Source organism: Agromyces rhizosphaerae, assembly GCF_027925245.1.
GTDB lineage: Bacteria > Actinomycetota > Actinomycetes > Actinomycetales > Microbacteriaceae > Agromyces > Agromyces rhizosphaerae.
This window is the reverse complement of sequence record NZ_BSDP01000001.1, coordinates 188504-202052: the sequence shown is the minus strand read 5'-3', so window position 1 is coordinate 202052 and position 13549 is coordinate 188504. Positions and strand designations below refer to the sequence as shown.

General features: G+C 72.7%; 13 protein-coding genes. 12 read left to right on the top strand and 1 reads right to left on the bottom strand.

Annotation, left to right across the window (positions count from 1 at the left end; translation table 11 throughout):
• Positions 1 to 78: 78 nt before the first annotated feature.
• Complete coding sequence (locus QMG39_RS00980; protein WP_373878284.1) at positions 79 to 1512, top strand: M50 family metallopeptidase; 1434 nt, start codon at positions 79 to 81, stop codon at positions 1510 to 1512.
• A 70-nt stretch (positions 1513 to 1582) separates the two neighbouring features.
• On the top strand, positions 1583 to 2746 hold the full coding sequence (locus QMG39_RS00975) for a histidine kinase (RefSeq protein ID WP_281881955.1): 1164 nt from the start codon (positions 1583 to 1585) through the stop codon (positions 2744 to 2746).
• 159 nt (positions 2747 to 2905) lie between these two features.
• Here QMG39_RS00975 and QMG39_RS00970 read toward each other — a convergent pair whose 3' ends face one another.
• Entirely contained in the window at positions 2906 to 4096 is a 1191-nt protein-coding gene (locus QMG39_RS00970) for an acetyl-CoA C-acetyltransferase (RefSeq protein WP_281881954.1), read from the bottom strand.
• 141 nt (positions 4097 to 4237) lie between these two features.
• Between QMG39_RS00970 and QMG39_RS00965 the strand changes: the two genes are divergently transcribed.
• From QMG39_RS00965 to QMG39_RS00920, 10 genes are read left to right on the top strand one after another with little or no spacing between them, the layout of a single operon-like run.
• Complete coding sequence (locus tag QMG39_RS00965) at positions 4238 to 5434, top strand: substrate-binding domain-containing protein (RefSeq protein ID WP_281881953.1); 1197 nt, start codon at positions 4238 to 4240, stop codon at positions 5432 to 5434.
• Between the two features lie 9 nt (positions 5435 to 5443).
• Positions 5444 to 6199 (top strand): ABC transporter ATP-binding protein, encoded by a 756-nt coding sequence (locus tag QMG39_RS00960; protein ID WP_281881952.1) that lies wholly within the window; start codon positions 5444 to 5446, stop codon positions 6197 to 6199.
• A complete protein-coding gene (locus QMG39_RS00955; protein ID WP_281881951.1) occupies positions 6196 to 6948 on the top strand; it encodes an ABC transporter ATP-binding protein in 753 nt (250 codons plus the stop codon). Before QMG39_RS00960 ends, QMG39_RS00955 begins: the two co-directional genes overlap by 4 nt.
• Positions 6945 to 7823, top strand: coding sequence for a branched-chain amino acid ABC transporter permease (locus QMG39_RS00950; RefSeq protein WP_281881950.1), 879 nt, complete (start codon positions 6945 to 6947; stop codon positions 7821 to 7823). The genes QMG39_RS00955 and QMG39_RS00950 overlap by 4 nt, the downstream gene beginning before the upstream one ends.
• Positions 7820 to 8917: a branched-chain amino acid ABC transporter permease gene (locus QMG39_RS00945; RefSeq protein ID WP_281881949.1), complete on the top strand. Its 1098-nt coding sequence runs from the start codon at positions 7820 to 7822 to the stop codon at positions 8915 to 8917. The genes QMG39_RS00950 and QMG39_RS00945 overlap by 4 nt, the downstream gene beginning before the upstream one ends.
• Entirely contained in the window at positions 8910 to 10457 is a 1548-nt protein-coding gene (locus tag QMG39_RS00940) for a class I adenylate-forming enzyme family protein (protein ID WP_281881948.1), read from the top strand. The genes QMG39_RS00945 and QMG39_RS00940 overlap by 8 nt, the downstream gene beginning before the upstream one ends.
• Positions 10454 to 11122, top strand: coding sequence for a TetR/AcrR family transcriptional regulator (locus tag QMG39_RS00935; RefSeq protein WP_281881947.1), 669 nt, complete (start codon positions 10454 to 10456; stop codon positions 11120 to 11122). Before QMG39_RS00940 ends, QMG39_RS00935 begins: the two co-directional genes overlap by 4 nt.
• Entirely contained in the window at positions 11119 to 11865 is a 747-nt protein-coding gene (locus tag QMG39_RS00930; RefSeq protein WP_373878283.1) for a 3-hydroxybutyrate dehydrogenase, read from the top strand. The genes QMG39_RS00935 and QMG39_RS00930 overlap by 4 nt, the downstream gene beginning before the upstream one ends.
• Positions 11862 to 12764 (top strand): alpha/beta hydrolase, encoded by a 903-nt coding sequence (locus QMG39_RS00925; RefSeq protein WP_281881946.1) that lies wholly within the window; start codon positions 11862 to 11864, stop codon positions 12762 to 12764. Before QMG39_RS00930 ends, QMG39_RS00925 begins: the two co-directional genes overlap by 4 nt.
• Entirely contained in the window at positions 12761 to 13549 is a 789-nt protein-coding gene (locus QMG39_RS00920; RefSeq protein WP_281881945.1) for a CoA transferase subunit A, read from the top strand. Before QMG39_RS00925 ends, QMG39_RS00920 begins: the two co-directional genes overlap by 4 nt.

Genomic DNA, 13549 nt, shown 5'->3' with positions numbered 1-13549 from the left:
CGGGACGTTCCGCGACACCCGACCGGCGAGCGGCCGACGACCAGCCCGTTCCCAGCGCGCCGGGGCTACGCTGTGTCGGTGGACACCGTGCTGGCCTTCATCCTGGGCGTCGTGATCATCGCGCTCGGCCTCGCCGTGTCGATCGGCCTGCACGAGATCGGTCACCTGCTGCCCGCGAAGCTCTTCAAGGTCAAGGTCACGCAGTACATGATCGGGTTCGGCCCGACCGTGTGGTCGACGCGGGCGGGCGAGACCGAGTACGGCGTGAAGGCCATTCCGCTCGGCGGCTACATCTCGATGATCGGCATGTTCCCGCCCGAGCAGCACCGCCCGGCGGGCGCGGCGACCGACGTCGGGCCCCTCGCCGATCGCGGCGCCGAGGCACCGGCGCAGGGGGCGACCGATCCCGCCGCGACGAGGCGCATGCCCGTCGGGGCATCCGCCGCCCGCAACGGCAGCACGGGGTTCTTCCAGTCGCTCGCCGAGGACGCCCGCAGCGCCAGCGCCGACACGATCGGCCCGGGCGAGGAGCGTCGGGCGTTCTACCGGCTCGCGGTCTGGAAGCGCATCGTGATCATGCTCGGCGGGCCGTTCATGAACCTGCTGCTCGCCGTGCTGCTGTACGGCGTGCTCCTGATGGGCTTCGGCATCGCGCAGCCGAGCACCACGATCGGCTCGGTCTCGGAGTGCGTGCTGCCCGCGACGAGCGAACGCCAGTCCTGCGACGCCGACGACCAGGCGGCCCCGGGCGCCGAGGCGGGCATCGAGCCGGGCGACCGGATGGTGTCGATCGCGGGCGAGCCGGTCGAGAGCTGGGCGGGCTTCACCGAGGTGGTGCGCACGCACGCCGGCCAGCCGCTCGCACTCGTGGTCGAGCGCGACGGCGCCGAGGTCGCGCTCACCGTCACCCCGCGGCTCACCGAGCGCTACGTCTACGCCGACGACGGGTCGGTCCTGGAGGAGGACGGCCAGGCCGTCACCGAGCAGGTCGGGTTCGTCGGGGTCGGCCCGGCGTCGGAGACCGTGCAGCAGCCGATCACCGCGGTGCTCCCGGCCGTCGGCGAGAACGTGCAGGCCGTCGGCGGCATCATCCTCAACCTCCCGCAGCGCATGGTCGACGTGGCGCAGGCGGCGTTCGGCGCTGAGGAGCGCGACCCGAACGGCCCGATCAGCGTCGTCGGCGTCGGCCGCGTCGCGGGCGAGATCGCGAGCATCGACGAGATCCCGATCGCGAACAAGGCCGCCGGGCTCGTCGGCATCCTCGCGTCGCTGAACGTCGCGCTGTTCGTCTTCAACCTCATCCCGCTGCTGCCGCTCGACGGCGGTCACGTCGCCGGCGCCCTCTGGGAGGCCGTGCGGCGCGGGTTCGCGAAGCTCTTCCGCAGGCCCGATCCCGGCCCCGTCGACATGGCCAAGTTCATGCCCGTGACCTTCGCGGTCGTGATCGTGCTCGGCGCCATGAGCGCCCTGCTCATCTACGCCGACATCGTGAAGCCGATCTCCATCCTCTGACGTGCCGTACCGAACCACCGACGTGAACGTCGTCTCCCCGCCCAGCCGACCCGCCCCATCCCACGGGCGGATGCCGCGAGCCGGCGCCGCCCGGTCGCTGCGGTCCGACCGGGCCGTACCTGCCCGCGCAGCCCGGGGCGACCTGGTGCGCCTGCTCGCGCCGGTCGTGCTGAGCGCGCTCGTGCAGGTGCCCGCCGCGATCTGGGTCGCCGTGCGCGTCGCGGAGACCCCTGCGGTCGGCGCGCTCGCGGTGCTCCTCGCGTTCGCCGGGCCGGCCGCGCTGCTCGCGGCCCGGCGCTGGCCGGGGCCGACGGTCGCCGCGACCGCCGTGCTCGCGATGGCCGACCTCCTGCTCGTTCCCGGGCCGGGCGTGACCGCCGTCGCCCTCGGCGTCGCCATCGTGCTCGGGGTCGCGCGCGGAGCCACCGCGTGGGCCCTCGGTTCGGTCGCGGCGGGCTGGGTGGCGAGCCTGGCGCTCGGCGCGGAACTGGGCCTCGACTGGCATCCGCTGCGCATCGCGGCCGTCACCGCGGGCCTCGCGCTCTGCGTCGTGCTCGGCACCGTGCTCGGGCACCGGCGCTCGCGGCTCGCGCGCCTGCGAGAGGAGGCCGAGCGCGACCGCCTCGCCGCCGAGCAGGCCGAGCGGGTGCGCATCGCCCGGCAGCTCCACGGCGTGCTCGCGGGCTCCCTCGCGCGGATCGATGTGGAGTCGGCCGCCGGGCTGCAGCGGTTCGCCGACGATCCCGACGAGGCACGCGACGCGCTCGCGAGCATCTCCGCGACCAGCCGCGCGGCCCTCGAGGAGGTCCGCGAGGTGCTCGGCGCACTCGGCGGCGACAGCCCGCTCGTGCGGCTCGACCCCGAGGCCGACCTCGCCGCGCTGCCCGCGCTGATCGACGGCTTCGCGGGCACCGGGCTCGACGTCGAACTCCACGACCGGCTCGCGTCGCTGCCGTCGGCGGCGGTGCAGCGCGCCGCGTACGGCATCGTGCAGGAGGCCCTGACCAACGCCGTGCGGCACGCGGCGTCGTCGGCGTTCGTGTCGCTGGCGCCCGCGGGGGAGACGCTCGTGCTCGTGATCGACGACGACGGGCCCGGCTTCGGCGATGCCGAGCCCGGCGCCGGCATGCTCGGCATGCGCGAGCGCACGGCCGCCCTCGGCGGCACGATCGACTTCGAGGTGTCGCCGTTCGGCGGCGCACGCGTGCGCGCCCGCCTGCCCCGGAGCGCCTGACCCCGCGTCCTAGGCGTCGCTTTTCAGGAACGGCTCGGGATCGGTCGGTCGATTCTTGCGGCATCCGACTGGCATCAGCCGGATGCGTGCGTCATCCTGCCTACTCCGGCGAAGTCCGCCGCCGAGCCGGCCGGGGCTCCTGAAAAGCGACCCACCGCGTCAGCGGGAGAGGAGCAGCGCGTCGCCCTGGCCGCCGCCGCCGCAGAGCGCGACCGCCGCGCGGCCCGAACCGCGTCGCGAGAGCGCGAGCGCCGCGTGCAGCGCGAGGCGGGCGCCGGATGCCCCGATCGGATGCCCGAGCGAGATCGCCCCGCCGTCGGGGTTGACGATCTCGGCGTCGACGCCGAGGTCGCGCGTCGACTGCAGCGACACGGCCGCGAACGCCTCGTTGATCTCGATGTGGTCGAGGTCGGAGGCCTCCCAGCCGCGGCGGGCGAGGGCGGCCGCGATGGCGTTGGCCGGCTGCGAGTGCAGCGAGTTGTCGGGGCCGGCGACGTGGCCGGAGGACTCGACGACCGCGAGCCAGGTCAGCCCGCGCTCCTCGGCCCAGGCGCGCGAGGCGACGACGAGCGCGGAGGCGCCGTCGCTCAGCGGCGACGAGTTGCCGGCGGTGATGGTGCCGTCGGCGGTGAACGCGGGACGCAGCCGGCCGAGCACCTCGACGGTCGAGTCGCCGCGCACGCCCTCGTCGGCGGTGACCGTCACGGGGTCGCCCTTCCGCTGCGGCACGTCGACCGGCACGATCTCGTCGTCGAAGGCGCCCGCGTCGCGCGCCGCCGCCGCACGCTGGTGCGACGCGGCGGCGATCTCGTCCTGCTCGGCCCGCTCGAGGCCGAGGCGCGTGTTCACGCGCTCGGTCGACTCGCCCATGGAGATGCCGTCGGTGACGTCGGTGAGGCCGTCGTAGGCCGCGTGGTCGAGCATGGTGACGCTGCCGTAGGCCCAGCCGCGGCGCGAGCCGGGCAGCAGGTGGGGAGCGTTCGTCATCGACTCCTGGCCGCCGGCGACGACGACGGATGCCTCGCCGAGGCGGATCATGCGCGCGGCGTCGACGACCGCGGCGAGGCCCGACAGGCACACCTTGTTGAGCGTCATCGCGGGCACGCGCGAGGGGATGCCGGCGGCGTTCGCGCTCTGCTTCGCGGGGTTCTGGCCCGCGCCGGCCTGCAGCACCTGGCCCATGAGCACGACGTCGACGTCGTCGGGGGAGACCCCCGTGCGCTCGAGGGCGCCGCGGATCGCCGCGGTGCCGAGCTCGACGGCGGTCAGGCGTGCGAACGCGCCGTTGACGCGGCCCTGGGGGGTGCGTGCGCCGCCGATGATGACGACGTCGTTGGGGGTGCTGCTCATCGCGGTCGTGACTCCTTCGTCCGGGTTGTGGAGAGCGAGTTGCGGACTCGCCCACTGCCGCCTAGTGTACATTTCTGAAACCTGAACCACCTGTCAGGTTTTACCGACACTGCAGTCACACCTTCCTTGAGAGGCATACCAATGCGGGTTACGAAGAAGTACCTTGCCGCCGGCGTTCTCGCCGCGTCGGCGTTCGCCCTGGTCGGCTGTGCGCCGACCGCCGCCGACGGCGGAGACGACACGACCGGCGAAGAGCTCGCCCCGGTCAGCATCGGCATGATCACGTCCCAGACGGGACCGCTCGCCGCCTACGGCGAGTCCTACGTCGCCGGCTTCGAGGCCGGCCTCGACTACGCGACCGACGGCACCGGAACCGTCGACGGCCGCGAGCTCGACATCACCTGGTCGGACGACCAGGGCAACCCCGACACGGCCGTCTCCCAGGCCAAGGACCTGATCGGCCAGGGCACGCAGATCCTCGCCGGCACGGTCTCGTCGGGCATCGCGGGCGCGCTCGCCGAGCAGGCGTCGCAGAACAAGATCCTCTACATCTCGGGCCCGGCCGCGGCCGACGCCATCACCGGCATCAACGAGTACACGTTCCGCTCGGGTCGCCAGACCTACCAGGACGTCGCGACCGCCGGTACCTTCATCGGCGACGCGGCGGGCAAGAGCGTCGTCGTGTTCGCGCAGGACACCGCGTTCGGCCAGGGCAACCTCGCCGGCGTGCAGGCGGTGCTGGGCGGCCAGGGCGCCGACGTCGAGGGCGTGCTCGTCGCCGAGGACGCGACCGAGTTCACCCCGTTCGCGCAGCAGCTCGTCGACGCCGACCCCGACCTGATCTTCGTCGCATGGGCGGGCGCGAGCTCGGGCGCCATGTGGACCGCGCTGCAGCAGCAGGGCGTCTTCGACGTGGCCCCGGTCGTCACCGGCCTCGGCGATGTCGCGACCTACGGCGCCTACGGCGACGCGTCGGGCGACATCAGCTTCCTGAACCACTACTTCGCGGGCGCGGGCGGCACCGACGCCGAGGCCGCGATGCTCGAGTACCTCGAGGCCGAGGGGCTCGTCGGCGACCTGTTCTCGCCCGACGGCTTCCTCGCCGCGCAGATGATCGTCGAGGCGGTCCGCGCCGGTGACGACGTCGACGACATGATCGCCGCCCTCGAGGGCGCGAGCTTCGACTCCGTCAAGGGCGAGGTCACCGTGCGCGCCGAGGACCACGCGGTCATCCAGCCGATGTACCAGGTGCGCCTGGTCGACGACGGCGGGTCGTGGGTCCCCGAGCTGATCGAGTCCGTCGACGCAGAGACCGTCGCGCCTCCGGTCGCCGGCTAGTCACGCAACATGAGCGAACACGCGATGCTGTCCCTCAACGGGGTCGGCCTGACCATCGGCGGTGCCCGCATCCTGCACGAGGTGACGCTCGACGTCACCCACGGCGAGATGCTCGGCGTCATCGGCCCGAACGGTGCCGGCAAGACCACGCTCTTCAACGTGGTCTCCGGCCTGCTCGCGCCGACCGCCGGAACGGTCGAGCTCGACGGACAGGACGTCACGAAGGAACCCATCCACCGCCGCGCAGCACTCGGGCTCGGCCGGACGTTCCAGACGTCCAGCGTGTTCGGAGCACTCAGCGTGCTCGAGAACGTGCGCCTGGCGGCGCAGGCCCGCGAGGGCCGGGCCGCGTCGGTGTTCCGCGTACCGCGGGACTCCGACGCGGCCACCCGCCGGGCCCGCGAGGCCCTCGAGGAGGTCGACCTGGGCCACCGCGCCGACGCCGAGGCCTCCGGCCTCGCGCACGGCGAGAAGCGCAAGCTCGAGATCGCGATGCTCATCGCGACCGAGCCGAAGCTGATCCTCCTCGACGAACCCATGGCCGGCGTCGGCTCGGGCGACGTGCCCGCGCTGTCCGAGGTCATCCGCCGGCTCCACAAGGGCGGGCGCACGGTGCTCATGGTCGAGCACCACATGGAGGTCGTGCTCGGCCTCGTCGACCGGGTCGCGGTCATGCACCACGGCGAGCTGCTCGCCTGCGACACCCCCGAGGCCGTCATGGCCGACCCCACCGTCCAGTCCGCCTACCTGGGAGAGACCGTATGAGCGAGCCGATCCTGGCTGTCTCGGGCCTCAACGCCCGCATCGCGGGCCAGCAGGTGGTCGAGGACGTCAGCTTCACCGTGCCGTCCACCGGCGTCACCGCCCTCCTCGGGCGCAACGGCGTCGGCAAGACGAGCACCATCAAGGCCATCCTCGGCCTGATCGACCGCACGGGCGACGTGCGTCTCGCGGGCGACCGCGTCGACCGCATGCCCACGCACCGCATCGTGCAGCGCGGCGTCGGCTACGTGCCCGAGGACCGCGAGGTCTTCGCGGGCCTCACCGTCGCGGAGAACCTCCGCCTCGCCGAGCGCGACGCCGAGCCCCGGCGCGAGCTCGTCGAGCGGCTGTTCCCCGACCTCGTGCAGCGCAAGGCGCAGCGCGCCGGCACGCTCTCGGGCGGCCAGCAGCAGATGGTCTCGCTCGCGCGGGCACTGCTGAACGACAACCGCGTGCTGCTGGTCGACGAGCCCACCAAGGGCCTCGCGCCCAAGATCGTGGGCGAGGTCGCCGAGGCGCTCGAGGCCGTGGCCGACACCGTGCCGATCCTGCTCGTCGAGCAGAACCTGCACGTCGTGCGCCAGCTCGCCTCCGACGTCGTCGTGCTGAGCGGCGGCAAGGTCGTGCACACGGGGCCCGCCGCCGAGTTCCTCGACGACGACGACCTCGTGCACCGCCTGCTGGGCGTGCACGGCGACCACGCCGCATCCGATGACACCACCAACACCACCACCGAGGAGGGTCGCGCATGAGCACCGTCATCCTGCTGCTCGTCACGGGGCTCGGCCTCGGGGCGCTCTACTTCCTGGTCGCATCCGGCCTCTCGCTGATCTACGGCCTCATGCACGTGCTGAACTTCGCGCACGGCGTGTTCCTCACCATCGGCGCCTTCCTCGGCTGGGAGATCGGTCGGCGCGTCTCCGACGGCTCCTGGGGCGGCCTGCTGCTCTCGATGCTCGTCGGCGCGGTCGTCGGCGCGATCGTCGCGGCGCTCACCGAGTACCTCCTCATCCGCAGGCTCTACGAGCGGCACATCGAGCAGGTGCTCGTCACGGTGGGTCTCGCGCTCGCCGGCGTCGCCCTCATGGAGGGCATCTGGGGCACCGACCCGATCTACACGGCGAAGCCGGCGTGGCTCACCGAGACCACCGAGATCCTCGGCGCGCGCATCCCGAACGACCGCTTCCTGCTGATCGGCTGCGCGGTGCTCGTGCTGCTGGCCATCGTGCTCTTCCTGCGCGGCACCCGGTACGGGCTCATCATCCGCGCCGGTGTCGAGAACCGGCACATGGTGACCGCGCTCGGCATCGACGTGCGGCGCTCCTTCACCCTGGTGTTCGCGATCGGCGGCGCCGCGGCCGGCCTCGGCGGCGTGCTCGCGTCGGTCTACTACGGCTACGTGTCGGCGCACCTCGGCAGCTCGCTGCTCATCTTCGCCTTCATCGTGACCGTCATCGGCGGGCTCGGCTCCCTCGCGGGAGCGGCCATCGCGTCGGTGCTCGTGGCGGTACTGCAGCAGTTCGCCAACTTCTACCTCGGCGGCACGGGCGACCTCGCGGTCGTGCTCGCGCTCGCAGCGGTACTGCTCATCCGCCCGAGCGGAATCATGGGGAAGGCAGCAGCATGACCACCACCAACCGCCGTCGCATCGCCTGGATCGCGGGCTCCGTCGCACTCGTCGTCTTCGCGGCGATCCTGCCGCTGCTGGCCATCACCATCCCCGGCGTCTTCCCCGGTCCGACCTACACCCCGGGCACCCTGCAGCTGCTCGCCTACGCGATGCTCATCGCGGCGCTCGCGCTCAGCTACCGGCTGCTGTTCGGCCTGGCGGGCATGCTCTCGTTCGGCCACGCGCTGTTCTTCGCGGCGGGCGCCTACGGGCTCGGCGTCGTGCTCGAGTGGTTCGCCCCGTCGGAGCTGCCGAGCGAGCTGGTCTTCGTCGGCGCCATCCTCATCACGCTGGTGTTCGGCATCGTCCTCTCGCTCACGGTCGGCTCGCTCGCCCTGCGCGTGGGCGGCATCTCCTTCGCCATGGTGACGCTCGCGTTCGCCCAGGCCGGGTCGGTGCTGATCCGCCGCAACCCGGGCAGCGCGACCGGCGGCGAGGAGGGCCTCGCGCTCGACATCACGCACGTGCCCGAGGGCTTCATCGGCGTGATGAACACCCGCAACCTCTACTGGTTCGCCCTCGGCGTGCTCGTCTTCGTCTACCTCGTCGTGCTGTGGGTCGAGCGCTCGCGCGCCGGCCACGTCGCCGCCGCGGGCCGCGAGAACGAGATGCGCGTGCGCGTGCTGGGCGTGCGCCCCTACCCGGTGAAGCTGCTCGTCTTCACGGTCGCGGGTGCGCTCGCCGCCGTGGCCGGCATGGGCTACCTGCTGCTCCAGTCGGGTGCCGCGCCGCGCGTCGCGACCGCCGACTTCACGCTGACGCTGCTGGTCATCGTGGTGCTGGGCGGCGTGGGCTACCGGTGGGGCGCGATCATCGGCGGCCTGATCTACACCCTGCTCGACCAGCGCCTCACGGTCCTCGCGGGCTCCGAGGCGGTCGACGCGCTGCCCGACGTGCTCCGGATCCCGCTGTCGGAGCCGCTGTTCATCCTCGGTACGCTCTTCATACTCGTCGTCATGTTCCTGCCGGGCGGCATCGCGGGCATCCCGAAGCGACTCCGCACGCACCGACGCTCGACGGCGCTCGAGTCGAAGGAGACCGTGGATGCCTGACGCAGGGCTGCACACGCTGGGGCGCTGGACACGCGACCGTGCGATCGCGACCCCGGACCGCGTGGCCGTCGACGACCGGGGCGTGGCCATCACGTACCGGCAGCTCGACGAGCGCGCGGCCGGGCTCGCCGAGCGGCTGCTCGACGCCGGGTACGGCGTGGGCGACCGCATCGCGACGGTCACGGGCAACAGCGCCGACCAGGTCGTGCTGTTCTTCGCTTGCGCGAAGGCGGGCCTCGTGCTCGTGCCCCTGTCCTGGCGGCTCACGCCGCGCGAGCTCGCCGAGCAGCTCGAGGCCTCCGACCCCGCGCTCCTCGTCGTCGAGGAGGAGTTCGCGACCCTCGCGCGAGCGGCCCGCGACCGGCTGCCCGGCCGGCTGTCCGACGCGGCCCCGGGCGCGCACGGCATCGAGGCCGACGTGCCCGCCCCGAGCGGCGAGCGGCGCGAGGCGCCCGAACGCCGCCCCGTCGCCGACGATGACGCGCTGCTGATCATCTTCACCTCGGGCACGACCGGCAGCGCCAAGGGCGCCGTGCTCACCCACGCGAACTGCTTCTGGACGAACCTCGCCTTCTCGCGCATCGCCGAGATCACGACGCACGACACGGTGCTCGCGGTCATGCCGCAGTTCCACGTGGGCGGCTGGAACATCCAGCCGCTGCTCGCCTGGTGGGTCGGCGCGACCGTCGTGCTCGAGCGCACCTTCGACCCGGGCCGCGTGCTGCGCCTCATCGCCGAGCGCCGCATCACGACCATGATGGGCGTGCCCGCCAACTACCTCTTCCTCGCACAGCACCCCGGCTTCGACGAGGCCGACCTGTCGAGCCTCTCGCACGCGATCGTCGGCGGGGCGCCCATGCCGCCCGCGCTGCTGCGCACCTGGCACGCCCGCGGCGTCGCCCTCTCGCAGGGCTACGGCCTCACCGAGGCCGCGCCGAACGTGCTCTGCCTGCCCGACGAGGACGCGCGCACGCACCTCGGCTCCGCCGGCAAGCCCTACCCGCACGTCGAGGTCGCGATCGCCGACCCGGTCACGGGGGAGCTGCTCGAGGGGGACGCGTCGGGCGAACTGCTCGTGCGCGGGCCCGCGGTGTTCCCCGGCTACTTCCGCGCGCCCGAGGAGACGGCGTTCGCCCTGCGCGGCGGCTGGCTGCACACGGGCGACCTCGTGCACCGCGACGACGAGGGCTACTTCACCATCGTCGATCGCATCAAGGACGTCTACATCTCCGGCGGCGAGCAGGTCGCGCCCGCCGAGGTCGAGGAGGCGCTCCGCGCGCACCCGGCCGTCGAGGACGTCGCCGTGGTCGGCGTGCCCGACTCGCGCTGGGGCGAGACCGGCCAGGCCTGGGTGGTCATGCGCCGGGGTGCGGTGACGGATGCCACTGAGCTCGTCGCCCACGCGCGCGGCGTGCTCGCGGGGTACAAGGTGCCCCGCGACATCCGCTTCATCGACGAGATCCCGCGCTCGATGAGCGGCAAGGTGCTGCGGCACGTGCTGGCCGAGCGCGCACGCGCGGAACGCGAGACGGCGCGATGAGCGCCCAGCCGCGGACCGCGCGCGGCGTCGAGACGCGCAGCCGCATCCTGCGGGCCGCGGAGGACGTGTTCGCCGAGCTCGGCTACACCGAGGCATCCGTCTCGCGCATCACCGACCGCGCGGGCGTCGGCCAGGGCACGTTCTACCTGTACTTCGACTCGAAGCTCGACCTGTTCAACGAGCTCGTGGAGGACCTGAACCGACGCGTGCGGCACGCGATGGCGGAGGGCGCCGCGAGCGCCCCCGACCGCATCTCGGCCGAGCGCGAGGGCTTCGCCGCGTTCTTCCGCTTCACGGCCGAGCACCCCGCGCTCTACCGCGTGGTGCGCGAGGCCGAGCTGGTCTCGCCCGAGGCGCTGCGCCTGCACTACACGCGCATCGTCGAGGGGTACATCGAAGGCCTCGACCAGGCGCACGGCGCCGGGGAGATCGGCGACATCGACACGACCGTGGCCGCGTGGGCGCTCATGGGCATCGGCGAGATGATCGGCATGCGCTGGGTGCTCTGGGGCAGCAACGGCACGGGCGAGGGCGGCGGCGACGCCGACCCCACCGCGTCGGGCACCTCGGCGGTGCCCGAGCACGTGCTCGACGAGATGATGCGCTTCATCGGGGGCGCACTCGGCCGCCCGGCGGCCGAACCGACGAAGGAGGAGGAATCGTGACCGACCTGACCGGACGACGCGCGCTCGTCACCGGCGGCGCGAGCGGCATCGGCGCCGCGTGCGCCCGTGCATTCGCCGACCGCGGGGCCTCCGTGACCGTGGCCGACCTGAACGGCGATGCCGCCACCGCCCTCGCCGACGAGATCGGAGGCACCGCCTGGCAGGTCGACCTGTCCGACACGGCGGCGCTCGCCGAGACGGTGCTCGACATCGACATCCTCGTGAACAACGCGGGCATCCAGCATGTGAGCCCGATCCAGGAGTTCCCGCCGGAGAAGTTCTCGCTCATCCTCCGCCTCATGCTCGAGGCGCCGTACCTGCTCGTTCGCGCCGCCCTGCCGGGCATGTACGAGCGCGGCTTCGGTCGCATCATCAACCTCTCGAGCGTGCACGGCATCCGGGCATCCGCCTTCAAGTCGGCCTACGTCTCGGCCAAGCACGGGCTCGAGGGCTTCTCGAAGGTCACCGCCCTCGAGGGCGGCCCGCACGGCGTGACGAGCAACTGCGTCGACCCGGCCTACGTGCGCACGCCGCTCGTCGAGAAGCAGATCGCCGACCAGGCGCGCGTGCACGGCATCCCCGAGGAGGAGGTCGTGCCGAAGATCATGCTCACCGAGTCGGCCGTGAAGCGCCTCGTCGAGCCCGAGGAGGTCGCCTCGCTGGTGTGCTGGCTGGCCGGCCCCGACGCCGGCATGGTCACGGGCGCGAGCTACACCATGGACGGCGGATGGAGCGCGCGATGAGCGCCCCCGAACTCCGCACCGCACCCGTCGCCGGGGGTGAGCTGACCTACGGGGAGTGGCGGGCGGATGCCACGGGCACGCCGGTGCTCGCGATCCACGGCATCACCTCGAGCCACCTCGCCTGGCCGTTCGTGGTCGACCTGCTCGACGGCGTGCGCGTGGTCGCGCCCGACCTGCGCGGCCGCGCGGGCAGCAACGCGCTGCCCGGGCCGTTCGGCCTGCGCGTGCACGCCGACGACATGGCCGCCGTGCTCGACGCGGCCGGCATCGAGCGCGCGGTGGTCGTGGGCCACTCGATGGGCGCGTTCGTCGCCGTGCGCTTCGCCGAGCTGTACCCCGAGCGGGTCGAGTCGCTCGTGCTGGTCGACGGCGGCCTGCCGATCCCGCCGCCCGCGGGCATGACGCCCGAGGAGGCCGCCGCGGCCACGCTGGGCCCCGCGCTCGAGCGACTGTCGATGACGTTCGAGTCCGTGCAGGCGTACCGCGACTTCTGGCTGAAGCACCCGGGCATCGGGCCCTACTGGTGCGACGAGATCGAGACCTACGTCGACTACGACCTGGTCGGCGAGGCGCCCGAGCTGCGCGCATCGGCGAACCCGGAGGCGATCGCCGAGAACGCCCTGCAGCTCGACGGTGCGGACGAGTACGCGACGGCGCTCATGGCGCTCGCCACCCCGATCACGTTCGTGCGCGCACCGCGCGGGCTGTTCGACCAGCCCGAGGCGCTGTACTCGCCCGAGACGGTCGACGCCTGGCGCGACCAGCTGCACGACGCCCGCTTCCTCGAGGCGGACGACGTCAACCACTACACGATCATCATGGGCGCATCCGGCGCCCGGCAGGTCGCGCCGGTCATCGCCGACCGGCTCGACGAGGCGCGAACGAAGGAGATCGCATGACACTGGACAAGGTGGTCGGTTCCGCGGCGGAGGCCGTGGCCGACATCCCCTCGGGGGCCAGTCTCGCCGTGGGCGGGTTCGGGCTCTGCGGCATCCCGATGGTGCTGATCGACGCGCTGCTGGAGCGCCGCGTCGGCGACCTGTCGGTGGTGTCGAACAACTGCGGCGTCGACGACTGGGGCCTGGGCGTGCTGCTCGCCCAGGGGCTGATCCGCAAGATGACGTCGTCGTACGTGGGGGAGAACAAGGAGTTCGCCCGCCAGTACCTGTCGGGCGAGCTCGAGCTGGAGCTCACCCCGCAGGGCACGCTCGCCGAGAAGCTGCGCGCCGGTGGCAGCGGCATCGCCGCGTTCTACACCCAGACCGGGGTCGGCACGCAGGTCTCCGAGGGCGGCCTGCCGCAGCGGTACGCCGCGGACGGCTCGATCGCCCTCGCGAGCGAGGCGAAGCCGAAGCAGGTGTTCGAGTACCGCGGTGCGGACCGGGAGTTCGTGCTCGAGACGGCGATCACGACCGACTTCGCGCTCGTGCACGCGCTGCGCGGCGACCGCCACGGCAACCTGGTGTTCGACAAGTCGGCGCGGAACTTCTCGCCGCTCGCGGCGATGGCCGGTGCGGTGTGCGTCGCCGAGGTCGAGGAGCTCGTCGAGCCCGGTGAGCTGGACCCCGATGCCGTGCACCTGCCCGGCATCTACGTCGACCGCCTCGTGGTGGTCGGCACCGACGTCGAGAAGCGCATCGAGAAGCGCACCGTGCGCCAGACCGAGACAGCAGAGGGGAACTGA

Coding starts and splice junctions, on each gene's coding strand:
- QMG39_RS00965 (WP_281881953.1), top strand. CDS start 4,238: ATGCGGGTTACGAAGAAGTACCTTGCCGCCGGCGTTCTCGCCGCGTCG.
- QMG39_RS00960 (WP_281881952.1), top strand. CDS start 5,444: ATGAGCGAACACGCGATGCTGTCCCTCAACGGGGTCGGCCTGACCATC.
- QMG39_RS00920 (WP_281881945.1), top strand. CDS start 12,761: ATGACACTGGACAAGGTGGTCGGTTCCGCGGCGGAGGCCGTGGCCGAC.
- QMG39_RS00950 (WP_281881950.1), top strand. CDS start 6,945: ATGAGCACCGTCATCCTGCTGCTCGTCACGGGGCTCGGCCTCGGGGCG.
- QMG39_RS00940 (WP_281881948.1), top strand. CDS start 8,910: ATGCCTGACGCAGGGCTGCACACGCTGGGGCGCTGGACACGCGACCGT.
- QMG39_RS00925 (WP_281881946.1), top strand. CDS start 11,862: ATGAGCGCCCCCGAACTCCGCACCGCACCCGTCGCCGGGGGTGAGCTG.
- QMG39_RS00975 (WP_281881955.1), top strand. CDS start 1,583: ATGCCGCGAGCCGGCGCCGCCCGGTCGCTGCGGTCCGACCGGGCCGTA.
- QMG39_RS00970 (WP_281881954.1), bottom strand. CDS start 4,096: ATGAGCAGCACCCCCAACGACGTCGTCATCATCGGCGGCGCACGCACC.
- QMG39_RS00945 (WP_281881949.1), top strand. CDS start 7,820: ATGACCACCACCAACCGCCGTCGCATCGCCTGGATCGCGGGCTCCGTC.
- QMG39_RS00955 (WP_281881951.1), top strand. CDS start 6,196: ATGAGCGAGCCGATCCTGGCTGTCTCGGGCCTCAACGCCCGCATCGCG.
- QMG39_RS00935 (WP_281881947.1), top strand. CDS start 10,454: ATGAGCGCCCAGCCGCGGACCGCGCGCGGCGTCGAGACGCGCAGCCGC.